Source organism: Chitinophaga sp. Cy-1792, from assembly GCF_011752935.1.
In the GTDB taxonomy this organism is placed as follows: domain Bacteria; phylum Bacteroidota; class Bacteroidia; order Chitinophagales; family Chitinophagaceae; genus Chitinophaga.
On record NZ_VWWO01000001.1, the window covers coordinates 2,979,005 to 3,004,537 of the forward strand.

The 25,533-nt window shown below is 46.8% G+C and carries 17 protein-coding genes; 7 read left to right on the forward strand and 10 right to left on the reverse strand.

What is annotated here, in order from left to right; all coding sequences use genetic code 11:
* Positions 1-192: 192 nt before the first annotated feature.
* Genes F3J22_RS12125 through F3J22_RS12140 form a run of 4 tightly spaced genes read left to right on the forward strand, consistent with a single transcriptional unit; the run spans position 193 to position 6,098 of the window.
* Positions 193-3,573: a response regulator gene (locus F3J22_RS12125; protein ID WP_167017458.1), complete on the forward strand. Its 3,381-nt coding sequence runs from the start codon at positions 193-195 to the stop codon at positions 3,571-3,573.
* 15 nt (positions 3,574-3,588) lie between these two features.
* Positions 3,589-4,410 carry a protein-glutamate O-methyltransferase CheR gene (locus F3J22_RS12130; RefSeq protein WP_167017460.1) on the forward strand — a complete coding sequence of 274 codons (822 nt, stop codon included), beginning with the start codon at positions 3,589-3,591 and terminating at the stop codon, positions 4,408-4,410.
* Positions 4,411-4,414: 4 nt separating this feature from the next.
* Positions 4,415-4,993: a chemotaxis protein CheB gene (locus F3J22_RS12135; RefSeq protein ID WP_205195192.1), complete on the forward strand. Its 579-nt coding sequence runs from the start codon at positions 4,415-4,417 to the stop codon at positions 4,991-4,993.
* A gap of 7 nt (positions 4,994-5,000) precedes the next feature.
* Positions 5,001-6,098 (forward strand): ATP-binding protein, encoded by a 1,098-nt coding sequence (locus tag F3J22_RS12140; RefSeq protein WP_205195193.1) that lies wholly within the window; start codon positions 5,001-5,003, stop codon positions 6,096-6,098.
* An 8-nt stretch (positions 6,099-6,106) separates the two neighbouring features.
* Here F3J22_RS12140 and F3J22_RS12145 read toward each other — a convergent pair whose 3' ends face one another.
* Both F3J22_RS12145 and F3J22_RS12150 read right to left on the reverse strand, forming a co-directional pair.
* On the reverse strand, positions 6,107-6,961 hold the full coding sequence (locus F3J22_RS12145) for a hypothetical protein (protein ID WP_167017464.1): 855 nt from the start codon (positions 6,959-6,961) through the stop codon (positions 6,107-6,109).
* A gap of 26 nt (positions 6,962-6,987) precedes the next feature.
* Entirely contained in the window at positions 6,988-7,788 is an 801-nt protein-coding gene (locus tag F3J22_RS12150; RefSeq protein ID WP_167017466.1) for an alpha/beta fold hydrolase, read from the reverse strand.
* Between the two features lie 278 nt (positions 7,789-8,066).
* Here F3J22_RS12150 and F3J22_RS12155 point away from each other — a divergent pair, with 278 nt between their 5' ends.
* Positions 8,067-8,714, forward strand: coding sequence for an HAD family phosphatase (locus F3J22_RS12155; protein WP_167017468.1), 648 nt, complete (start codon positions 8,067-8,069; stop codon positions 8,712-8,714).
* Between the two features lie 9 nt (positions 8,715-8,723).
* Here the strand turns inward: F3J22_RS12155 and F3J22_RS12160 are convergent, their stop codons facing one another.
* The 7 genes from F3J22_RS12160 to F3J22_RS12190 all read right to left on the reverse strand — a co-directional run bounded on the left by F3J22_RS12160 (position 8,724) and on the right by F3J22_RS12190 (position 22,779).
* Positions 8,724-9,269 (reverse strand): alpha/beta hydrolase, encoded by a 546-nt coding sequence (locus F3J22_RS12160; RefSeq protein ID WP_167017470.1) that lies wholly within the window; start codon positions 9,267-9,269, stop codon positions 8,724-8,726.
* Positions 9,270-9,440: 171 nt separating this feature from the next.
* The gene (locus F3J22_RS12165) at positions 9,441-10,199 is read right to left on the reverse strand and encodes a hypothetical protein (protein ID WP_167017472.1); all 759 of its coding nucleotides are present in this window, start codon (positions 10,197-10,199) and stop codon (positions 9,441-9,443) included.
* A gap of 24 nt (positions 10,200-10,223) precedes the next feature.
* Positions 10,224-11,780: a RagB/SusD family nutrient uptake outer membrane protein gene (locus F3J22_RS12170; protein ID WP_167017474.1), complete on the reverse strand. Its 1,557-nt coding sequence runs from the start codon at positions 11,778-11,780 to the stop codon at positions 10,224-10,226.
* A gap of 11 nt (positions 11,781-11,791) precedes the next feature.
* On the reverse strand, positions 11,792-14,920 hold the full coding sequence (locus F3J22_RS12175; protein ID WP_167017476.1) for a TonB-dependent receptor: 3,129 nt from the start codon (positions 14,918-14,920) through the stop codon (positions 11,792-11,794).
* 90 nt (positions 14,921-15,010) lie between these two features.
* Entirely contained in the window at positions 15,011-17,857 is a 2,847-nt protein-coding gene (locus F3J22_RS12180; protein WP_167017478.1) for a TIM-barrel domain-containing protein, read from the reverse strand.
* Positions 17,858-18,029: 172 nt separating this feature from the next.
* Positions 18,030-22,169: a hybrid sensor histidine kinase/response regulator transcription factor gene (locus tag F3J22_RS12185; protein ID WP_167017480.1), complete on the reverse strand. Its 4,140-nt coding sequence runs from the start codon at positions 22,167-22,169 to the stop codon at positions 18,030-18,032.
* Positions 22,170-22,443: 274 nt separating this feature from the next.
* Positions 22,444-22,779 carry a hypothetical protein gene (locus tag F3J22_RS12190; RefSeq protein ID WP_167017482.1) on the reverse strand — a complete coding sequence of 112 codons (336 nt, stop codon included), beginning with the start codon at positions 22,777-22,779 and terminating at the stop codon, positions 22,444-22,446.
* Positions 22,780-23,081: 302 nt separating this feature from the next.
* Here F3J22_RS12190 and F3J22_RS12195 point away from each other — a divergent pair, with 302 nt between their 5' ends.
* Positions 23,082-23,324, forward strand: a complete 243-nt coding sequence (locus tag F3J22_RS12195) for a helix-turn-helix transcriptional regulator (protein ID WP_167017484.1) — start codon at positions 23,082-23,084, stop codon at positions 23,322-23,324.
* A gap of 428 nt (positions 23,325-23,752) precedes the next feature.
* Positions 23,753-24,541 (forward strand): hypothetical protein, encoded by a 789-nt coding sequence (locus F3J22_RS12200; protein WP_167017486.1) that lies wholly within the window; start codon positions 23,753-23,755, stop codon positions 24,539-24,541.
* A gap of 1 nt (position 24,542) precedes the next feature.
* Here F3J22_RS12200 and queG read toward each other — a convergent pair whose 3' ends face one another.
* The gene (gene queG / locus F3J22_RS12205; protein WP_167017488.1) at positions 24,543-25,463 is read right to left on the reverse strand and encodes a tRNA epoxyqueuosine(34) reductase QueG; all 921 of its coding nucleotides are present in this window, start codon (positions 25,461-25,463) and stop codon (positions 24,543-24,545) included.
* Between the last annotated feature and the right edge of the window lie 70 nt (positions 25,464-25,533).

Here is a 25,533-nt window from a genome sequence, read left to right on the forward strand (position 1 = left end):
ATACTGAGAAAATTATCGGATGGATTTGGTTTCCCTTGAAAATATTAGTCTTTCTAACTATGCATTTGAATTGTTAAAAAGATTGAATATGAGTAAGTTTTGATATTTTTAGCAAAATTATAAAATTTTTTATTCTCCGATGAGCTAAGTCCCAACTTTATTATTTTCATATTTGTATTCTCATTAGATAGCATGAAGATTTCTTTAGTGAATAGATTGTATGTAGGATTTGCATTGGTTGTTTTACTGGTGCTGCTGGGAGGATTCCTTACCTGGCGGACATTCGAAAGACAACGTGCGGAATCCGTCTGGGTACAGCGCACTTATAAAGGGCTGAACCAGCTGGAACGCGTTAATCGCCTGCTGTTGGACATGGAAGCGTCCCGCCGCGGCTATCGCGCTACCTTCGAAAAAAAATTCCTCCAGGCCTATGAGATCAACCTGCCAAAAATGGCGCCGGCATTACTCACCCTGAGAGCCGTTCTCGCCGATGACCTGGGAGAAAACCGCAATATGGATACGCTGGAGAATAATATCAATGCCATTCTCAGCTTCTGGAACGAACTCGACCATCACATCTATAAACAAACATTCGAAGAGAATACTGAAATTACAACAAAGGAAGCAGGCCTGATGGACCAGATCCGCAACACCTTCGTGGTGATACGATCAGAAGAAAACAGGATGCTGATGCAAAGGGAAACAGAAAATGAAAGGTCTGTCAACAATGCATTCTTCGGCTTACTATGGAATAACGGCTTCATTCTGCTCGTAGGCTTTGTTTTGATCGCCGTTACCTACCGCGAGTTTAAAAGACGCCTCAAAATTCAGGAATATCTCAACGCCAACCTCGATGAAGTAGTGGAACTGAATAACCAGGCCAACCAACGCAACTGGAAACTGGTAGGCATGGACCAGCTCAACAGCAGCCTGCAGGGAATCCTGAACGTGCAGACACTGGGCGAGAAAAGTCTGACAGAACTGGTCAGTTATGGCCGATTCGTGGCCGGCGCATTTTATGTCTACTACGAAAGCCAGCAGAAACTGCGTTTAACCGCCAAAGTTGGGATGCCCGCCAATGTGCCGGATATACTGGCCCCAGGCGAAGGTATCCTCGGACAAACATTGAAATCCAAAACCATACGTGTAATTACAGATCTTCCGCCCGATTTCTGGAAAGTGACGGCAGCCTCCGGTACCGCCTCCCCCAGACAACTGGTGCTTATTCCACTGTGGCTCGACAGTGAAATCATAGGTGTGATAGAACTGGCGGCCTTCCATGAAGTGAGCCCCGTTCAGGTAGAATTACTGGAAACACAGTCAAAAGATATTGCCGTTGCCTTAAATGCTGCCTACAGCCGCGAAAAAGTGATGGAACTCCTGCAACAGGTACAGGAACAAAGGGAAGTGCTGCTCAACCAGCAGGAAGAACTCCGCCAGTCGAACGAAGAACTGAGTCGCCAGTCGGAAGTACTCCAAACCTCCGAAGAAGAATTACGCGTACAGGAAGAAGAACTCCGGCAGGTCAACGCGGAAATGACCGTGAAAAATCACGCACTGGAAGCTGCCCGCCAGGCACTCGCCGCCAAAGCTGCCGAACTGGAAGCCAGCAGCCGTTATAAGTCCGACTTCCTGGCCAATATGTCGCACGAACTACGTACACCACTCAACAGCGTGCTTATCCTCGCTAAAATACTGGAAGAAGACAGAGATAAAAATCTTACACCACGACAGATAGAATACGCCGGTATCATCCACAAATCAGGTACCGACCTGCTCACCCTCATCAATGATATCCTGGACCTTTCCAAAATAGAAGCCGGTAAGATCGACCTTCACCTGGAAGAAGAACAGGTAGAAAACATACAACAGGATATTGAAGACCTTTTTGTAATTGTAGCCCAGCAGAAAAATATCCGGTTTATCAGGAAGATTGCCCCTGATGTACCATCATATATTACCACAGACAAACAACGCCTGGAACAGGTGCTGAGAAACCTGTTGTCGAATGCATTTAAATTTACGCCGGAGAAAGGGACCATTACCATTGCCTGGTACATGGCCGACGGTAAAGTACATGTATCCGTTACCGATACAGGTATGGGGATTCCTGAAGATAAGCAGCAGCTTATATTTGAGGCTTTCCAGCAGGCAGATGGCTCTACCAGCAGGAAGTTTGGTGGCACAGGCCTGGGCCTCTCCATCAGCAGGGAACTAATGCAATTGCTGCAGGGCGAAATCCGCCTGGATAGCAGCAGTCCGGCCGGTAGTACCTTCACCATCGTTTTCCCGGTGGAAATAAATATATCCACCCCGCAGAAGACGGTGCGCCAGCCGGTGCCCGAAGCAGTCATCCCTGTGAGCGTTACACAGGACGACCGCGATAATATCAATGCTTCCGATAAACTCATCCTCATCGTGGAAGACGATCCCTGGTTTGCTTCCATGCTCAGCGATGTGGCCCATAGCAAATCTTTTAAAACCATTATCGCGCACAATGGCCAGGAAGGACTTACCATGGCCCGCCAATACAAGCCGGTAGCCATTGTACTGGATATGAACCTCCCCGTAATCGACGGAGAAAGCATTCTGAAAATATTACGCAGCTCCGACGACCTGAAAGATATTCTCGTACATGTGGTTTCTGCCAACGAAATTTCTTCGAATACCGCGGATAACGTTAATGGATACACGCAGAAACCTTTGCAGCCGGTAGACCTGGACAACCTCTTCCTGGACATCGGCACACAACTGAATGCCAGGCTGAAACAGGTGCTGCTCGTAGCTTACGGCAGCTTCCGCGATGATAGCGACATCAGGAATAAAAGTACCGCACGAAAACTCCCTACCCAATATGATCAGGTAACCGGCATCAGTGAAGCCATCAACTTCCTGGAGGAAAAGAAATATGATGCCGTTATCTTTGAGCTGGGCGCAGAAATACCGGAATCATTGGGCGATCTTCAACGGTTATACGAAAAAACACATGTGACAGATACGCCCATCATCGCCTATCTCGACAAAGACATCAGCACCACCGAAGAAGGGCAGCTGAAAAAATATACCACGGCCATCGTCCGGAGCTCCGCCCTGGCAACAGATCGCCTGCTCGACGAGTTGGAACTTTTCTTCTATAAGCTGCAGAAAATAGACCCGAAGAAACTGGAAACCGTACAGATAATAAGGGATACAGAGAATATTATCAGCGGTAAAACCATACTTTTGGCAGATGATGACATGCGTAATGTATTTTCTATCAGTGCCCTGCTGGAAGAACAAGGCGCCAATGTACTCACCGCCGCCGACGGCGAAGAGGCACTGGCCCTCCTGGAACAGCATCCACTGACAGACCTTGTACTGATGGATATCATGATGCCGGGAATGAACGGGTATGAAGCCATGAAAAAAATCCGTACAGATAAACGTTTTACGCAATTACCAATCATAGCACTGACAGCCAAAGCTATGGCGGAAGACAGACAACACTCCATTGATGCGGGCGCTTCTGATTATATTACCAAACCTGTAGATGGAAACAAACTGTTATCATTGATCCGGGTATGGTTGTCTTAGTATTTTTATGCCGTTATGATAGATGATATTAGCAATAAAGATCTAAGTGAATTGATCCTTATCATTCAGCAACAGTATGGCTACGACTTCCAGAATTATGCGACCGCCTCACTGAAGCGGCGCTTTATTCGTTTTATCGGCCATATGCGCTTAAATAGTTTAGATGAACTGAAATTGATGCTGATGATCGACCAGGAATTTTTCAGGAAGATGATAGAATTTATAACGGTCAATGTTACGGAGATGTTCCGTGATCCCGCGTTTTATCGGAAATTGAGAGAAGATGTTTTACCAAGACTGGCAACCTATCCGATTATAAAAATATGGCATGCAGGCTGTGCCACCGGCGAAGAAGTGTTTTCCATGGCCATCCTGCTCCAGGAAGCAGGCCTGCTGGAACGTAGCCGCCTCTACGCAACAGACATGAACGCTGCCAACCTGGAAAGAGCCAATGCCGGCATAGTGCCGAGCCGATGGATGAAAGACTATACGCATAACTATATTCAGGCCGGCGGCCGCCACGATTTCTCGGACTATTATACCGCGAGATACGACAGCGCCATCATCAATCCCGGCCTGCGGAAAAATATTATTTTCTTTCAGCATAACCTGGTCACAGACCATGCCTTCAACGAATTTCAACTGATATGCTGCAGGAATGTATTTATCTATTTTAATAAAGTGCTCCAGGAGCGGGTGGTATCGCTGTTTTATGATAGTCTGGCCCCCAGAGGCTACCTGGCTTTAGGCATTAAGGAATCATTACTTTTTAGTAAACAAAGAAAAAATTTTGAGGTAATAGACGCTGTAAATAAAATTTTCAGACGTAAATTATAAACAATTGCAAACAGCAACCGGAATCGATATCATTGCCATCGGCGGCTCTGCCGGCAGCTTACCTGTCATAGGACGTATCATCAGGCAGTTGCCTGCCGTGCCGGAAGTGCCTGTAGTGCTGATCATTCACCGGCTGAAGAATGTTAATAGTGAATTAGGCAGATTGCTGGCAGGAGATAAGACGATCATTGAGCCGGAAGATAAAGAACCGGTACAGCAAAATCAGATCTACCTGGCGCCGCAGAATTATCATTTGCTGATAGAAGCAGACAATACCTTTTCGCTGGATTATTCGGAACCTGTTAATTTCAGCAGGCCCTCCATCGATGAAAGTTTTTTCAGTATTGCCGATAAATATGGTTCCCGCGCATTGGGTATACTGCTGAGTGGTGCCAACAATGATGGCGCCGCAGGACTGCTGAGTATCGTCAGGGCTGGCGGTACCGGTATCGTTCAGGACCCGGCCGAAGCAGAATTCGGGGTCATGCCGCAGGCTGCCATCGACTTATCTGCAGCTATAAAGGTGCTGCATGAAGATGAAATAATATCATATATCCTAAAATACACCGTACCAAGTAAATAATATGACGATGACCGATGCATCCAATACCATTACGATCCTGCTGGTTGATGACAGACCTGAAAATTTGTTATCACTGGAAGAGATGCTACAGGCCCCTAATCGTACCTTCCTGAAGGCGAACTCAGGAAATGAAGCGCTGAAAATGGCCCTTAAACACAGCGATATCGGCCTGATTATGCTGGATGTGCAAATGGGAGACATGGACGGATATGAAGTAGCACGCCTGCTCAAATCCAATCCTAAAACAAAAGATATCTCCATCATTTTTGTTACAGCGATCAACAAGGAAGAACAGTATGTGCTCAAAGGCTTTAAAGAAGGCGCAGTAGACTACCTCTCCAAGCCACTGGATATCGACCTCACCCGTGCCAAAGTGAATGTTTTTGAAAAACTATATTTTTATCAGAACGAACTCAAAAAAGCACTGGCTGATAAAGAGAAAGTTAATAAACAGCTGGAGCGATTTATGTTTGTAGTAGCCCACGACCTGAAATCACCGCTGAACGGCGCTATCGGGCTACTGAACATCATCAGCGAAGATCCCCGTATCACACAGGAACCGGACCTCAACGAATATATGCAGATCGTGCTGACAGCCACCAATCATCTCACCCAAATGATCACCAGCGTACTCGATTATACGCTGAAAAATGATGACGACCAGCCTAAGGAAGAGGTGAAGGTTGAACAGCTACTCAACCAGCTGATAAAAATGTTGTTCCTGCCGAAAAATGTACACATTCATATTGATAATGAACTGCCGGTCGTTTTTACCAATAAATTAAAATTACAGCAGGTATTTCAGAACCTGGTCGCCAATGCCATCAAGTATAACGACAAAGAAGAAACCGAGATTCATATTGGCGGACAGGATAAAGATGATTACTACGAGTTTTATGTACAGGATAATGGCCCGGGAATAGCCAGACGGGATACAGACCGTATATTTAAACTGTTTGAAAGAGGTGATAGTGAAAAGGCCAGTGGCAGCGGTATCGGGTTGAATATTTTTAAAATGCTGGTAGAAGAACAGGGTGGGAAAGTATGGGTAGAATCCGATCCGGGAAAAGGTAGTAAATTCTATTTCCTCTGGTATAAACTGTGATGTATACCTTATAATTTCTTCTCTTCAAAAATCCATAGTCTGCCGCTTACTTGCTGGGTAGATACCGGCAGACACTGCACCAGATAGGTTTTTTCTTCTGGTGCAGGAAAAATCCATTCCCAGTCGGTAATAGCTTTATTAGGACTACTGAACAGGCGCATGGCTTCCTGATAGATTTCAGAGGCGTTACTGGTTTTATTGCGCAGCTGCATCATGGCATCTGATAGGATGGCGGGCAGCTGTTCTCCGGGCCCGGAAAGGTTCAGCATTTCTGCCGCTGCATGATTGACCCACCCGGAATAGCCATCGTTATTGATGAAGATCAGGGCATGCGGAATGGTATGCATAATAGCCGAAAACCTGGCTGCCACACGCTGATAATGCACATGCTGCTGTGTATACGTAATAATTTCCTTCAGGCGCAGGCGTATCGTTTCCATACATTCCTGGAAAGAGTTATTAAACGTTTTGGGCTCGCTCCATCCCAGGAGTATGAGGCTGCTGGCAGGTTCTGTATATAATGGTATCAGCGCAGCAGAAGAAAAGGCCTGGAGTACCTCCCGCAAAACGTTCTGGTTATCCGGCGGCATCGTCTGCCAGTAAATAGTTTTGAAACCATTGCTATAGATGAGTTTTTTTATAGGCTCAGGGTTCAGCACCATATCTTCCAGGTAAGACGGTGTGGCATTTTTTATTTTAGCGGTAGCCTCATCTTCAAATGCTATCTGCAATATAATATTGGCCTGCAGCAAGGTTTTCAATAAATCTATACTGAAGGCAAGAAAGGAAGCTATGTGTTTGTCTTTATCCCAGCGGCTTGTCTGATTAATAAAACTAAGCGCTTTACTTTCCCAACTTGTCACGCTAATGTGTTAAATCGATGAAAAAATTATAGAAATGTTTTGATGCCGGCGATAACTTCCCCAGGCGCGCTGATATGAGGGAAATGGCCAGTGGTATTTACTTTGTAACGTTTACTTCCGGGAATATTGGCCTCCATATACTGACTTACAACCGAAGGGACGGCAATATCTTCTGCCGTCTCTAATATCAGCACTGGTATTTTTACCTGCGGCAATAGCCTGCGAATATCCATCTGAAAAATAGAACGGGCTACGCTAACGGCTATATCTGCGCGGATCTGCTGCAAAGAACGTGCAAAATCCTGCGCCAGGTCCGGGCGCTCCGGCTGATTCATTACTGCCATGGAGAAACCACTCGTCCAGGCGTAATAATTCGTTTCCATCGATTCATATAGATCGCTGAGCGCTGTTTTGTCAAATCCTCCGACATAACCATTTACCGGATCATTTTCATAGCGCGGGCTGCTACCAATCATGATGAGCTTATCAAAAATTCCCTGATACTGTAAACTCGTCATCAGGCCTATCATTCCACTTACAGAATGCCCGATATAAGTGACGTTCTTCAGATCTAACCCATGAACGATATCTGCCAGATCTTTCACATAACCTTCTGTGGTAGCATAACGGTTAAAGCTAAACGCAGCTATGTCCGACTTTCCACCACCCACATTGTCATATAATACAATTTTGTAATTATTTTCGAATGCAGGAATTACCTGTCGGAAGGTTGTCTGGTCCAGACCGAAACCATGGCCAAAAATCAAGGTAGCTGCAGCATCCGGTTTTCCTATGATATGAATATTATTACGCTGGTTTATATCCATCGCGATGATTATTTTATCGGGTTTTCAAAGAGGTCAGAACCAAATATAACATTTTTTTCACTGCACCTGTAAATATGGAAGCGCTTAATGGTTGCTTATCAGCTGCTACGAAGCAGCACCTTTGCGTGAAACTCCGTACTTTGCAAAAAAAAACCGCGCCTGTTGCAGCAGACACGGCCAAATGGACCATACAATTGCTTGTATGCATTTAGTTAACACTAAAATCAGTCCTAATATACATTTTTTTATCGTAGAACTTCATCAAAAGAACCAGAAACATGGCTTTTATTTTCGACATGAACGGCACCATGATCAACGACATGGAATATCACCTGGAAGGATGGTATAATATGCTTAACAAACTCGGGGCAAACCTGGACCGTGAGCAGGTGAGGGGACATATGTACGGCAAGAATGAAGAACTACTGGAGCGTATCTTCGGAAAAGACCATTTTACCGCTGAACAAATGGCTTCCATTGCCCAGGAAAAGGAAGAGTTATACCAGGAGGCTTTCCGCCCGCACCTCCAGCTGATAGCCGGATTACCTGCCTTCCTGGAAAAGGCTGCGGCGCTGAACATCCCGATGGCCATAGGCACGGCGGCCAACCAGTTTAATATCGGCTATGTGCTGGATAACCTGAATATCCGCCACTATTTCAAAGCAGTGATCAGTGCGGAAGACGTTACCTCCAGCAAACCTGACCCGGAAGTATTTCTCAAGGCTGCTGCCGAAGTAGAAGTGGCTCCTGCCCAATGTATCGTGTTCGAAGATGCACCCAAAGGCGTAGAAGCTGCTGCCAATGCAGGCATGCAGGCGGTAGTACTCACTACCATGCACACACGTGATGAGTTTGAAGCCTATGATAATATTATTGCCTTCATCGACGACTATAACGATCCGGCTGTGCTGGCACTATTGAAATAATATACCCTGTCAGAGGGTAGCCCAGTTCATCACCAGCTCCTTCAGCAGCCGCTGGCCTTCCAGCCATTCTCCCAATCCGGATGCGGCATTGATATGGCCTTTGGCACCCAGGTTTACAAACCTGCTGCCCCAGGTGGCAGCGAAATAGGTTGCCCGGTCTATGCTGCAATATTCATCGTTGGTACTGGCTACCACGATGCTTTTAAAAGGAAGTCGGGAAGAAGGAATCGGTTTGAAGCCGGTAGCTGCTGGCGGAAAATCAGGCCGGTTGGCATCAGGCGGAGCTACCAGCAAAGCGCCGGCAATGGTCCGCTTTGTTTGCTGTGCCCAGTGCGCTACGGCCAGACAGGCAAGGCTATGCGCGGCAATCACCACCTTGGGGCCCGCAGCAGCCACTTCCCGCTCTATATGTGCCACCCAGGCCGCACATACCGGTGCATCCCAGGAATTTTGTTCTATGCGTTTAGTACCGGGAATGATCTGTTCCCAGATAGTCTGCCAATGTTCCGGACCGGAACTACCCAGCCCTGGGGCTGTCAGAACGCTAATTTCCATGTGCGTAACGAGGTTATTAAGGAAAGATAGTAAATATCTCACCTAAAAAAAATAGCCGGTGCTGAAAAGCACCGGCAACAGGTAACAACCAAAACAGCATATTGTATACTGTAATATCTTTTGATAAAAGCCCGTCTCTACAGACTAGAGACGGGGGCCATAAGCGGAATTTTAAAATATAAATCCTTTACGCTTGAAGTGCCAGAACTTACGCCAGCCATCTCCCTGCTGTACTAAAGACAGTTCGTCACTTGTCAGCTTTAATATGTTATAGGTAACTTTTTCTCCCTGGGAGATATCAGCACCACTGATTTTTAAAGTCATGTTAAGCGTATCCAGGGCAAAGTTAGCCTTGGTCGTAGCGCCGGCATGTAATAAGCGATAGTTCAGCCCCTTGTCGAGGTCAAAGGTCATCTCATCATTCACCACACCATAACCGGTAAACTCTGACACACTGGGTACCCACCAGGTAGGTGTAGGGGAGTCGCCCGGGCCCACGCCATAGTAGCTGTTATCCGGTGCATCCATCGCCCAAACCCAGGTTTTGCCGGCTGCACCGTTGGTCAGCAGGTTCCAGTATTTGCTGGAAAAGTAATATGGGTCATTTTGTGATACCGTTACCTTCACGGAATCATACTTAGGGGTGGCTGCTCCATAGGCAAAGAACTTGATATACCAGTCGCCGGCAAATGGCATCACCACCACGGCATCTTTCTGATTGGTGCCACCAAATACATAATCCCAGTAAGGAATGGCGCCCTTGGTATCACTTTTCAGGGTAACCTGGTTATCATAGCCCGGTGTCTGCGTAACGGTGAAGTCAAGCTTGATACTGGCGTTACTCTCAGGTTTAATATCCTTTTCATATGGCTTGCAGGCATACACCGTTGCTGCGAGCAGTATTAAACTATATATATGAATACGTTTCATTGTTGTAAGTTTTTGGATCAGCAATTACCAGCCGGTATTCTGTTTCAGTGTACCGTTGGAAAGATTGATCTGTGTTTCAGGAATAGAAAACAGTCCTTTGGTTTCCGGACGGAATGTTACGTTGAAAGCCGCTGTGGCGCCGGTGTTGTCGATCGCTGATTTAGCAACGCTAACGCCCTGACGGAGCAAATCCCAGTAACGATGTCCTTCCAGTGCCAGCTCAAACCTGCGCTCATCCATAATCTGCTGCACATTATTCAGGGTTACACGGTGTGCCTGGTCCTGGAATGCACGGTCCCTTACCTGGTCCAGGTAACCCTGTGCCTTTCCGGGGTTGGTGGTGAGGTTCAGCTCTGCACCCATCAGCAGCACATCTGCAAATCGGATAACAGGATAGTTATCGTAGTTATCCCACTGGAAATTACCTCCCAGGTCTTCCGGCTTCTTGTCGTTGATCGGCGTATATTTCTTGATGAAATATCCTGTATACTGGGCCTGATCACCCAGGGTATAATCTGCACTATATCCTTCGTCATCAATAGAGATGATGGAAGATGTTCTGCGGGTATCGCCATTCTGGAAAGCCCTGTATAATGCAGGGTTTACGGTAGCAGCGCCCCAGCCTTTATAGTAAGGACCCAGCACCTGGCTCCTGATACCGATCATCACCTGTACCCTGTTACCATTGTTCTGGTTGGCATCACCCAAACCCAGGTAGGTATACTGTATCACGAACACCCCTTCCTGGTTGTTCTGGCCGGCAAAGCCATTGGCATCGGAGGAAGCACGGAAAAGGTTGTTGAATTTAGGTACCAGCGAATAACCACTGTTCTGGATCACGTCTTCAATGGCAGCAGTAGCATCTGTCTTACTAACTACACTGCCTATACTCTGTTTGCCATAGTAACCGGTGTAGTAGAGGAATACACGGCCCAGTAAAGATTCCGCTGCCCATTTGGTAGCGCGGCCATACTCCCCACTTGGAATAGATCCGAATGCGGTAGCAGGCATATTGCTGGCGGCATCTTTCAGATCGGTGGCTATCTGCGCATACACGCTGTCTGGAGTGGACTGCGGAATGAAGTAGTTGCCCGGCTCCAGTGGCACCGTAATCAGTGGCACATTGCCAAACATTCTCACCAGGTCGAAATAGTAGTAAGCACGAAGGAACTTCGCCTCCGCGATATACCTGTGCTTAGTGGTAGAATCGGCTTTGAAATCTACCCCGTTGATATTCTGTAATAAAATATTACAACGGTAAATACCTGTATAATACTTGCTCCAGGCGGCTGCATTAATGTCGTTCATGTTGATGAACTTATCCCATTGGTTCAAACCCTGGTCAGCATTACCACCACCACCAAATGCATCGTCAGAGGCAATTTCGGAGGTCAGCAGGATATTGCCGTATCCGTCCTGGTCCAACATACTGTATGCTGAAACCAACCCCTGATAGGCATCTGCCGGTGTTTTATAAAATGCGTCTATGGTCTTTCTGTCCAGCGGACTTGTTTCCAGAAACTTTTTGCCGCAGGAGGCTAACATACTGCCTGCTATAAATAAGAAGAGTAGTTTTTTCATAATTGCTGCGATTAGAATTTAACATTAAGTCCTACCAACACGGTCCTTGGCTGAGGGTAATAACCCAGATCTGTACCAGATGACCAGGTATCGATACCATAACCTACTTCCGGATCCAATCCGTGGTAATGTGTGAAAGTGAACAGGTTCATGCCGGAAACATACAGGCGGAACTGTTGGAGGGAGCTGTGTTTAAGCAGACTATGTTTGAAATCGTAGCCCAGGTTTACGCTCTTGATACGCATAAACGCACCATTGCGTATATACAGGTCAGAGAACTTCGTATAGTTACCGTTAGGTTCATCACCCAGGGTTACACGAGGGGTACTGTTGCTCGTACCTTCACCATGCCAGCGGCTGAAAATATCTGTAGAATAATTATTGTAGAAACGGTCGTATGATCTGGTACCATCCACGATCTGGTTACCACCAACACCACTCAGCAATACGGAGAGGTCAAAACCTTTGTAGCTGGCATTCAGCGAAATACCATAGGTATTGGTTGGTAGCGGACTGCCCACTTTGGTTTTATCGTTAGCGTCAATAACGCCGTCGTGGTTCAGGTCTACGAATTTAACGTCGCCAGGTTGTGCGTTAGGCTGGATCTTATTACCGTTTTTATCGGTATAGGCATCAATTTCAGCCTGGTTCTGGAAGATGCCAGCTGTTTTCAGCCCATAGAAATAGCCCATTGGCATACCATTCTGTGCTCTGTAGTATTCGTCCATGTTGGAAGACAGCACGCCATTATAGGAAGGATGCAATACGCCTTCCTGGTTAGGAATGCTGAGTACTTCGTTGTGGTTGAAGGTGATATTTCCGCCTACGCCTATACGCAGTTCACCGAAAGAGTGAGAATAGTTGATGGCCAGTTCCACACCTCTGTTAAGTACACTGCCCCCGTTGATGGTTGGTGCGCCGGTACCTGCCAGCTGTGGAATTGGAGCGGTAACGAGCCAGTCGCGGGTAAGTTTCCTGTACCAGTCAAAGGTAACGTTGAAGTCCTTGAATACGGTCGCGTCAAATCCGATATCGGTCTGCTCTGATCTTTCCCATTTCAGGTCAGGATTGGCGATAATATCGGGAGAGGCCCCCACGGCTTTTGCATTATTGAAATAGTAAGATTTGTAGAGATTGGAAACGGTAGCCAGGTATGCGTAATCGCGGATACGGTCGTTACCGTTCTGACCCCAGCCACCACGGATTTTCAGGAAGTTCAGCCACTTATCGGCAGATTTCATGAAGGATTCGTTGGTAGCTACCCAGCCCAGTGAGAAGCCAGGGAATACACCATACCTGTTGTTGGCGCCAAATCTGGTAGAACCGTCACGGCGGATGGTGGCGGTCAGCATATACTTCTCATCGAAGTTGTACAGCACTCGACCGAAGTAAGAAGCCAGTCTGTTACCGGCTTGCATACCAAACACCTTACGGAGCGAATCATTGGTACCATTGCTCAGCAGGGCATGAGCCAGGTCGCTGATGATAAGGTCGCTGGCAGAGCCGCCCACATTGTAACCATCAAAAGATAAGGCAGTCATACCGGCCATTACGTTCAGGTTGGATTTGCCAAACTGACGCTGGTAAGCCAGGGTATTATCCCAGTTCCATTTGAGGTTGCGGTACATACCCTGACTGGCAGTACTGTGCGTGTTGCTGTTGTTGGTAGCCAGACTGTATACAGGTACAAAGCTGTTGTTATATACATAGGAGAGATCGATACCGAAATCAGAACGGAATACGAGTCCTTTGATAATGGTTGCATCTACATAAACATCACCGATCAAACGGTCTGTAATGCTTTTGCTGTTCTGCGTATAATCAATTAATCCGATCGGGTTCACTTCATCAGCAGCCATCGGCGATACGCCGTAGTTGCCGGCAGTATCTCTCAGCGGCATAACAGGGCTGGCGTTGAGTAAACCTCTGATGGAGTTGTTATAGATATTACCAGTACCGATGCCGGACTGGCGGATATGTGCATAGTTCAGGTTCTCACCGGCTTTGATCCTGTCGTCCCAGACTTTATGCTCTGAATTAATGCGGAAGGAGGTGCGTTCGAAGAAAGATCTGCCTGGCAGGCCCATGATACCTTGTTGTCCCATATAGGATAACGCGGTTGAATACACGGACTTGGCATTACCGCCGCTCAGGCCAATGCTGTAATTCTGAATCGGTGCGTTTTTCAGGGTGGCTGCGTCCTGCCAGTCGGTACCGGTACCCAGTTTGCTGAGTGCGTCCGTGCTGAATATCGGCGCCTTGCCGGAGTTGATGCTGGCCTCGTTCATGATAACGCCATACTGCTGTGCATTCAGCAGCGACATCTTACGGGCCGGGTTCTGTACGCCATAGGAGGCGTCCAGTGTTACGCTGGTGCGTCCTTCCTTACCTTTACGGGTAGTGATGAGTACAACGCCATTGGCCGCACGTGTACCGTAGATCGCGGTGCTGGCGGCATCTTTCAGGATGTCGAGCGAAGCGATATCCGAAGGGTTCAGGTAAGCGATATCATCTGCCGGAAATCCATCTACGATATATAACGGGCGGCTATCGCCATTCGTTCCTATACCACGGATCTGGATCTTCAGGTCATCGCCCGGCTGACCGGAATTGGAAGTTACCTGCACGCCCGGCGCCTGGCCCTGTAACGATGATTCCACACTTACGCTGTGGTTCTGAATCAGGTCGCCGTTGCCCAGATGGACAGTAGCACCGGTAACCACTTTTTTCTTCTGAGCGCCATAACCTACTACTATCAGCTCATTGAGGCCGGTAGCAGCGGAGGCAAGTTTAATAACGTTGCCGGCTAAACGCTGTATTTTTATTTCCTGTTTGGTATAACCTACCAGCGAAATAACAAGAACATCTCCCGGCTGTGCATCCAGTGTAAATGTTCCGTCCTCTTTGGTAGTAGCGCCTTTGGTAGTGCCTTTTATCACTACGTTGACACCGGGGAGGGGAGTGCCGTCTTTAGCATCCACCACTTGTCCGCTTACTGCCTGACGAAGGTTATAAGGAGCTTTGTTGAGTGTGGTAGCGTGTACCGGTGTCGGTGCAGTAAGGGTGAATCCGCACACGGCCATCGTACCTAGCAAATACTGTCTGAACAGTGTACTGCCTTGATTGTACCAGATTTTCATGTTTAACGTGTTTTATAAGGCTGGGTAATGTGTCCTGGTTATAATTTTAAATACTGAACTTTTACAGGAAGCTGAAAAGTTTGATCCGGGTCAGAAGGCCCTGATCGTTTTTGCTATTCCATTATATGTTATCAGTTCACTTCCTGTGTTGTACTGATCCGGTGATACCGGCTTATCTTTACTCACGTAAAAGACCCTGAAATATCTTGTTTCCAGCATTCCCGGGAAACTCCCTTCCCTGGCTGCTATCTGTAATTCCTTACTGGCCTCGTTCCATTTGAATCCAATCTTGCTAAACGCTCCTTTCTCATACTGGTAATTGGTATTCTCATCTTCATATAAACTAAAAGAGGCGTCTTTTCCGGTATATACATAGATGTTTAAGGTATCTGGCTTACGCTCCGCGGTATATTGCATCACAGGACCCATCGGAATAATACTGCCTTCTCTCACGTACAGGGGCATCCTCGATAATGGCGCTGCTGCAGTGATCTTACGGCCGCCGGCTTCATATTTCCCGGTATAGAAATCATACCAGCCGGTAGATTTTGGCAGATATAATTCCCTGCTTCTTGCTTTGTATGTTGTGATGGGGTTTACCAGCAGGGCAGGACCAAACATAAACTGGTCGCCGATCTTACGTACACTGGTATCGAAACCGAAATCCATTGGCAAACCACGCATTACCGTATAGTCGTTATGGTAAGTCTCTCCCGCAAGGGTATAGATATATGGTAACAGTCGGTAACGCAACTCATCGTAGTATAACATCGACTTAAATGCTTCGCTGCTATCTGGTGCGATGTTAAACATCTCCCGGTAAGGATACTGGCCATGGGCCCTGAACAGCGGGCAGAATGCGCCATACTGGAACCACCTGGTGTTCAGCTCTCTCCACTCATCCAGTGCAGGTCCTACCGGATTAGGATGGTCATATTTATCTTCTACAAAGAAACCACCGATGTCGGTTGTCCACCATGGTAAACCAGACATGCTGGAATTCAGTCCCGCAGGAATCTGGCGACGCAGCTCTTCGAAGGTTGCGGCAATGTCGCCACTCCAGGAGGCTGCTGCATAACGCTGACTGCCGGCGTACATGGAGCGGGTGAGGATGAATACGCGCTGGTCTGGATTGGCAGCACGCTGTCCTTCGTATACGCCACGGGCGTTTTCTACGGAGTAGGTATTAAAATATTGGGTAGATGGACCGATAGCGGTTGGGTTCATGAGCGCCTTACGGTTCTCGATGGTGGTATTGCTCAGGATATCCGGCTCGGTAGCATCTAACCACCACGCATCTACGCCTTTGCTGAACAGGTGCTCGTTCATGAAGCCCCAGAACATTTTGCGTGCATCCGGATTGAAGGCGTCATAAAAGGTAGATACATAGCCCTGGCCAATCCAGTCGCGTTGTTTGTTGAGGATGTTCTGTTTGTACAGCCAGCCTTTTTCGTCCATGCGTTTATAATTGGCAATGCCTTCATAAAATTTAGGCCATACGCTGATCATGAAATGGGTATGGTACTTATCATGCAGGCGGGATATCATGCCTTTAGGGTCCGGGAAGCGTGCAGGGTCAAACTCCTGGCTGCCCCATTCATCCTGTTTCCAGTAACTCCAGTCGAGCACGATGTTATCTAAAGGAATCTTTTTCTCACGGAAGGTGGCTACTGTCTGCTCAATTTCGTCCTGCGTTTTGTAGCGCTCACGGCTCTGCCAGAAACCCATCGCCCACTGTGGCAGCATGGTGGCTTTACCGGTGATTTGCCTGTAACCGCTGATAACCTCGTCCATGTTATTGCCGCCTACGAAATAGTAGTCCAGCTGCTCGGCGGCTTCGGAACTTAATACGGTCTTTTGTGCATAGGCTGCCGGAGTAGGGGTGAGCAGCTTCATGGAAAGGAATGACTGCACGGTTTCGGGTATCCATTCTATCTTAACGGGAACGGCTATGCCTTTCTGTAAAGGAATCTTAAACTGCGAAGGTCCCGGGTTCCAGCTTTCTCTCCACTTATTCAGCACGGTTTTACCGTTGATGGTAATGGTCAGGTAACCGGATGCCTGTATGAAAAATTTGTAATCACCTGTTTCATCGCCACTCATCTTACCTTCCCAGGTCACTTTGCCTTTTTCCATCGGAAATTTCTCCGGAAGTCTTGGCAGGTCTTCCAGGAATTCATAATCTATATGGTCATCGGATCTTTTCAGGTATACTTTACCGGTGGCTTTATCGGCATAGGTGGCTGTTAATCCGCCTGCTTTGCCATCGGTACCGGTCAGGTGCAGGCTTCCCAGCTGCTGACGGGTACGCGGATCACCGAACTTAGTGATGGAATAGTTATCCCAGAGGATACCATACTTATCGGTAGATACCAGGAACGGAACTACGGCAATGGAGTTGTACTGGGTCAGGTCTACATCTTCGCCGTTGTAGTTCATCAGCCCCGTCTGGTGCTGCCCTAATCCATAAATACCACTACGGGTATCGTTCTGGAAGATCTGCTGTATTTTATATAATTTTTTACCATCTATGGTAATTGCTTCAAATTTGCGCCCGCCATCCATGTCGTCTGTCAGCATAATGGGGCCGCCAGCATGTTTATAGATAATTCTGCCGGTGGTTTTATTTACCTGTACTTCCAGGGACCTGGTCTTTATGATATAGCTAAGCTGGTCTTCGGCATATTCCCAGGGTGTATTGCTTTCCGCCCCTGGTACGGCCATAATGCTGGGCGTGGTACTAAAGGCATCGCCGGGAGTAGCGGTAACGTGAATGACTTTATCGTTGACAACCTGTAACCTGATCTGCCTGGCTCCATTGGCAACAGTATGTGCTGGTCTGACAATCAGTCCGTCGGCTAATTTATCTACCTGCTGGGCATACCCCCAGGAAGATAACCATGTAAGTAATACGATCGGAATCGCCCTCTTTATCATAATAGTGGAATTTTTGCGTTGGCAACGTTCATAACGATGAAAACAAAAATAACGGCACCATGTCAGACTGAGGGTACGGTTCTGTTCAGGATTACGGGTCAAAATGTTAACTGAAAAAGGTCTTTAGCCAGGAATTTCAGGTAGCGGATTGTTAATGTTTCCGCTACCATGGCTAGTTTTCAGGAATGTCGGCTTTTTTCTTGCTGTAAACAGATGGTAGCTCGTTAAACTCCATCTTAAAGTACTTGGTGAAGTATTTCGGGTTATTAAATCCTACTTCATAGGCTACCTCGGCAACGGTCAGCTGACTCTTTTCAAGTAACTGGGCCGCCCGCTTCAACCGGATACTCCGGATAAATTCTATCGGTGATTTACCGGTGATACCCAGGATCTTTTTATAGGCAGATACCCGGCTCATATATAGCGCACGACTTAATTCCTCTACCGAGAAGTCTGGATTTGATATATTTTTTTCTACTATATCTATGGCTTGCTGTATAAACAGCTCATCGGCAGAAGAAATTACTATTTCGCTCGGATTGGCCTCAAAATGCTGTTTGAAGGTTTCCCGCAGCGATTCCGTCCTGGCAATCGTATTACGTATCCTGGACAACAGCATCTCAAAGTTGAATGGCTTGGTGATATAATCGGTAGCGCCCATTTCCAGCGCCTCCAGCTGCTGCGTCTCTTCCGACCTGGCCGTGAGCATAATCATTGGAAGGTGACTGGTCTTATCATTTTTCCGCACCTTACGGCATAACTCCAGCCCGTCCATGACAGGCATGGCGATGTCGCTCACGATAAGATCAGGTTGCAGCTGTTGTAGCTTTTTCCAGCCGGCATGGCCATTCTCTGCTTCTTCTATATTAAAATACTGGCTAAGGTTATCTTTCAGGTAAAAGCGGAAGTCTTCATTATCTTCTACCAGCAGAATAGTTGGCAGGTCTTTATTGACCACCGGCACAGGGGCAGCACTGCTGGCGGATGTCCTCACCCTGCTGCTCAGCTGACCCGTTACCGGGGCTTCGGTGGTATGCACCGGCAACGACACCAGGAAGCAGCTACCCATTTCCGGCGCACTGTCTACACTGATGCTGCCGCCATGAAGCTTCACGAATTCCCGGGTAATACTCAAACCGATACCGCTGCCCTGGTTCATTACGGTGCCGGGAACATCATGCTGGAAGAACCTTTCAAAGATATGGGCCTGCTTCTCCAGCGGAATACCAATACCATTATCTTTTACAGCAATCTCCAGCTGTGCCAGGTCTGCATCATAATGTAGGTCTATATCGATACGACCATCTTCAGGTGTAAATTTAAAGGCGTTCGACAGCAGATTGAACAGAATTTTTTCGATTTTATCGGCATCATACAGCATTTTCAACGATTTCACGTTGCTGCTGAAGTTCAGTTGTATATGTTTCTTCTCAGAAAGATCAGAAAAGGAATAGGTCAGTTCTTTCACATAGGCGGCTATATCTCCTGCGGCTGCATGGAGTTTGATCTCTTCCACCTCCATTTTCCTGAAGTCGAGCAACTGGTTGACGAGGTTCAGCAGGCGCCGGGCATTGCGGTGCATTAGCTCCAGCTGCCCTTTTAAGGGGTTTTCCCCCGCGCCGATCAGCTTTTCCAGCGGCGTAATAATAAGACTCAGCGGCGTACGGAACTCGTGACTCACATTGGTGAAGAAACGTATCTTCAGCGTGTCCAGCTCGTGCATCCTTTCGGCTTCCCTGCGTTGCTGCTCAATGCGGAACTTTAAACGCTCCCTTTCCAGGATGATCCTGCGTGCCAGCAATAACGCACCTAATATCAGTAAGCCATATAACAGAAAGGCTGGCCAGGTTTTCCAGAAAGGAGGGAGGATATGTATGTGCAAGGAGGTACCGGCTTCGTTCCAGATGCCATCGTTGTTGGAGGCTTTTACCCTGAATACATAATCGCCGGGGTCCAGGTTGGTGAAGGTAGCCTTACGCTGGTTGCCATCCGTAAATAACCAGTTCTTGCTAAACCCTTCCAGCATGTAGGCATAGCGGTTTTTCTCCGGATGAAAATAATTCAGCGAGGCAAACTCAATGCTGAACATGTTCTGATCATGACGCAGCGTAATGGTGGTTGTCTGCGAAAGACTCTGCTCCAGGATTACATCACCACGCAGCTTTTCGCCCGGCTGAATACTACGGTTGAATATCTGGAGATCCGTCAGTACTACCGGTGGAATAGATTTATTCAGTAAGATATTGTTGGGGTAGAAGAGATTGAAACCATTGCCACCACCAAATATCAGCTCCCCTTTACGGGTTTTGAGCGCGGCATTTTCATTGAATTCCTTTCCCTGCAAACCGTCGGATTCGTCATAGTTTTTAAAGCGGAAGGTTTTTGCATCGGCACTTACCGTCAGACAGCTCAGGCCATTGGGAGTGCTCATCCACAGGGTGCCGTCGTTGGCTTCCAGTATATTCAGCACCGTATTATCCGGGAGCCCGTCTTCTTTCCGAAGGGTATGAAATGTTTTATGCGCAGGGTCGTAGAGGTCCAGCCCTTCACGGGTGCCAACCCAGATACGCTGGTGGCTGTCTTCAAAGATACATACCACGTTGTTGTGGCTTAAACTGCCGCTCTTACCCGGACTGCAAACAAATCGTGTAGTCGTTTCCGTAGCCGGGTTGTATAAGGTGATTCCTTCCGAGCCACCGGTCCAGATATTGCCGGCATGATCTTCCAGTAAGGCTGCTACATATTTTGATTTATACACCCCATCCATATGCTGAAACTTGCCTGTGGCAGGATGCAGCACGTTGAGGCCACCATTCAGGGTGCCTACCCAGAGCTGCTGGTGTTGATCTTCCATGATCTCCCAGATGCTGTTGTCGCTGATGCTGCCGGGATCTCCTGGCTGATGCTTATAATGCACGAAACCATTGCCGGTAAAGCGGTCCAGCCCTCCGAAATAGGTGCCAACCCATAACTGATGTGCATGGTCAATACATAAACTCACCACCACATTGCCGGAAATACTGGCTGCATTACCGGGATCATGTTTGTATTGTTTGAAAGTACCACGACTCCTGTCAAAATATATAAGTCCGCCGCCATTGGTGCCGATCCAGAGATTACCAACGGCATCTTCCACGAACCGGTTCACATCATCAAAAGGCAGGCTGTTACTGTTGTACGACTGGTATTGGTACAACGGGAACTTAACCATATTTTCATGGTAGTAGTTCAGGCCTTTCTTGAAAGTCCCTATCCAGATGATCCCGCTGTTATCTTTATATAAAGTAGTAATACTGTTCTGACTCAGGCTTCTGTTATCATCTACAATATGCTGTATATACCGGATGCTATGTGTTTTTTTATTGATGATATTAACGCCGCCATGGTCGGTGCCAATCCATATTTCTCCGTTGCTGGCAGGTACGATTCCCCTGATGATATTATTGTTCAAAGGCAGTCCTGGCGTGGTTTGGGAGAAGTTGGTCCATTTTTTTGCCTGTACATCAAATAGCCATACGCCGTTATCATCTTTCTCTGAAAACAGCCACAGGTCGCCGTCCTGATCGGTACTCATGGTAAAACCGGTACTGTCGGGCCTTTGCAGGGCAGGGTTCCGGTAATCTACAGCCAGCGAATTGCCGTTCACATGTTCCAGGATGCCATTGCTGTGGATGATCCAGTAATTCCCATCGCGGTCGGTATTGATATCTGCAATAATATTACTGGCAATAGAATTGGTATCGTTGGGGAGATGTTGGAGAAGTCTGGTCTGGTATTGATTATTTTTATCTGTATAGATTATTTTAGGAAGATGTTTGTTGGTATTATATTCCAGCAGATATACGCCATTGGCCGGATGAAGGAAGATGTATTTGTTTTTTAGTTCGATAACAGATTTGATGGTGTTTCCCGGGATACCCCATTTTTGTAATGCTGTTTCGGGTCGGTGATTGAAGCGGCTGGTAGCGGGATTATAAATGTTGATGCCACTGCGTGTATAGAGCCATAGCTGGTTGCCCGGGCCACGTTGTATCTTTTCTACCGAGTTGTCAGACAGGCTGGTGGTATCCCGGATATCATGCTGGAAGGCCTTGAAATTGTAGCCATCAAAGCGGTTTAAGCCGGATATGGTACCTATCCACATGAAGCCGGTACTATCTTTAAATATGCAATTGACCTGGTTGTTGAGCAGGCCATGGTTGATATCTATATGATTAAACTGATAGTTAAGTGTTTGAGCGCGCATGCCACGGGCAGGCACTAAAAACATAACGGTAGATACAAGTAGGTTCAGTAAAGTCCTCTTCCTCATTTACACACTGCTTTGGTTGACATAACTGCCAGGCAAGATAGGTTTTTCTGACCGAAAATACACCGGTTGCCTTTGTCGCCTGATATTCAATCGATTCCGTTATGTCTGCACACTAATATGCTGTAAAAGCAATAGTATTAAGCCCGGCGTGGACACGGCAGGCACTATGCTAAATTCTCCGCCAGCGCGGGGCGGAGAGGAGCTTCGAAAAAAAAGCCACATCATTTTATTCCTGGGAACCCTGAAACGCGGACTGCGTTTATACTTTATGTTGCTACACCAATACTTCAAAGGCGTGCATGATTTCAGTAATGTCTTTTCTGCAATAGGTGGCGCACAGGCTTTTGTATAGTTCTTCCTGCTTCGGGGTGGTGAATTCAGAATAACATAAAACAGCTATGCCTTTCTGAAATAACAATGTGACGAATATCCTTCCGGATATTTCGTCAAAACAGCTGACATCTACCATTACATGCGTCACCGATGCAAATATCAACGCATCCCTGACAATATAGTAAGTGGTCGCAACTGTTACCTGATGTGATGTTGAGTACTTCCTTGCAAGGGCTTTTGTAAAAACTTTGTCTTTGTCGTAGATCAGTAAGTGCACGGCAGGGTCTTTGAGGTTAATTAAATACCGCGCATTACAGATGAAAAATATAATGCGCGGAGCTCTCTGTCTTTCGTCATCCTGTCGGCTAACTGGTAATGACAAAATTGAAGAGCCCGCGCAATTACATACGCGAGCCTCATACGCCTGCATATCTAACCAGTTTTGCCGACAGTTAATATGCTCTAGTATGATGCCTTGCAATCAATTTTTGGGATCGCAAAGATAGGCTAATATAAGAAAAATTTTCTTTTGGGCGATATCGGCCAAAAATAATTCGCGCGGTTCACACAATTTCAAGCGTGGACATCAAGGATACAATATTAGCAATCACTGGAAAGTCAATACGCCAGCTGCGGAAGGCCCGCGGCTGGACGCTGGAAGACCTTGGGGATGCCGCAGAGGTTGACCCATCCAAGCTTTCAAAGATTGAAAGAGGATTGATTAATGCAGAATATACCACTATTGTAAAAATTGCTATCGCATTAGGCGTACAGCTGAATAATGTGTTTGTAATACCCTATTCAAAAGAGAATGCTAAATAAATTAGCAAATTATCTAGCTCCCCATATCATCATCCCATAGATATTTACATACAGCAGACTACAATAAAAGGCTGGGAAATATTTTTTGACATACATCAAATCATATAAAAAGAAAACCCACGCCAGTAGGGATCTACAGCGTGGGGATATTAAAATTCCACGTTATGGCACTCAGGTCCATAAAAAGTTTATCTTGATAATGATTTTTTCAGTACAATAATCCTCGTCGAATCAATACTTTCTACGATACAAATGTATGGTTTGCTAAAAGCAATGTCAAGTATTAGCAAAGATATTTTTGCAGCATTTGCAGATTTAATTATTCAGAAATTATCTTGGTACGCTATAATTTTTAAATAATTATTGCTAATTTTTTCCCCCAATTTGATAATTCTTTTATGCGACGCTCACTATTACTCCACGGAATCATGTCCGTCCTATTTATGGGACTACTTACACCCATTTTTGCGCAAAGTCCATCAGGAAAAGGTTTGACGGTAACACTTGACTATTACTACAACCACGAATTTAAAAAAGATAAAGCCGGCAACACGATTCGCTGGCATTATATCTGGGATGAACAGGAAAACGGAGGCTTCTCCCTATGGGCAAATATCTGGGATTCGCTGGGGGTAAAAAGAGATACACTCGCAGTAGCACCTACCAAAGCAAATCTTCGTAACAGCAATATCTATATCATGGTAGATCCGGATACTGAAGCAGAAACGCCTCATCCAAACTACATGAATGAGCATGATGCCAACGAAATCTATAACTGGGTGAAAGCCGGCGGTGTATTGATTTTGCTGGAAAATGACTCGCTCAATGCGGAGTTTGACCACTTTAATAAATTGTCCGAACGCTTCGGTATTCACTTTAATGGTGATTCCCGTAACCGCGTTCAGGGCAAACACTATGAGCAAGGCGCCTTCATGATCCCTGCCAACCACGAGGTATTCCCAAGTGTACAGAAAATCTATATAAAGGAAATTTCGAGTCTTACCCTGAAAGCGCCAGCCAGGGCCGTTTATAAAGATGGTGATATCGCTATTATGGCAGTTGCCAAAGTAGGTAAAGGCGCCGTATTCGCCGTAGGCGACCCATGGTTCTATAACGAATATGTTGACGGAAAAAGACTCACACCTGATTATCAGAACTATCAGGCTGCGATCGACCTGAGCAACTGGGCTATCAAACAGGCCAAAGCAAAAAAATAATTTACCTATCCAGTTTAAGGAACTGCAGGTTACGGCGGATACCCGCGTACTTACTGCGTTTCAGCGGAGAATGACGGAAGACTTCCTTAAAGGCTTCTTCCGTCATATCCTCCCAATCACTGGTAGAAAAATTCAGAATAGCCGGAATGGGCGTAAAAGCCACTTCGCTGTTAGGTTTGCTGAACCGGTTCCACGGACAAACATCCTGACACGTATCGCAGCCAAACATCCAGTTATCGAAACTGCCGTTCATCTCCGATGGTATCAACAGGTCTTTCAGCTCTATCGTAAAATAGGAAATACACCTGCTCCCGTCTACAACGCCGGGAGATACAATGGCATTGGTCGGACAGGCATCCAGGCACCGGGTACAGGTACCACAGAAATCTCCCACCGGCCCGTCGTATTCCAACGGGATATCCGTAATCAGCGTGGCAATAAAGAAGAAGGAACCTGATTTTTTATTGATGATATTCCCGTTCTTACCAACCCAGCCCAACCCCGACTTACGGGCCCATGCTCTTTCCAATACAGGCGCCGAATCCACAAATCCACGCCCCTGTACCTGGCCGATACGCTCCTGCATCCGCGCCAGCATCTCCTTTAACTTCGCCCGGATTACCTCGTGATAGTCCGCTCCATAAGCATACTTGGAAACTTTGGGGGCGTCTTCCTGCTGTTTTTCTGAAGGGAAATAGTTGTATAAAAGTGTGATAACAGACTGTGCCCCATCTACCAGCTTACGGGGATCAATTCGTTTATCGAAATGATTTTCCATATACTGCATATGGCCATTCATGCCCTTATTGAGCCAGGACTCAAGCCTGCGGGCGTCTTCGTCCAGCTGGGTAGCCTTAGAAATGCCACAGTAGTCAAATCCCATTTCCCGGGCCAGCTCTTTTATGTACCTGGTATGTTCCACGCCGCAAAATTACAACTTGTCCAGTTTACATTCCCTTCATTTTAAAAATACCTGTAACCATTATAAATTG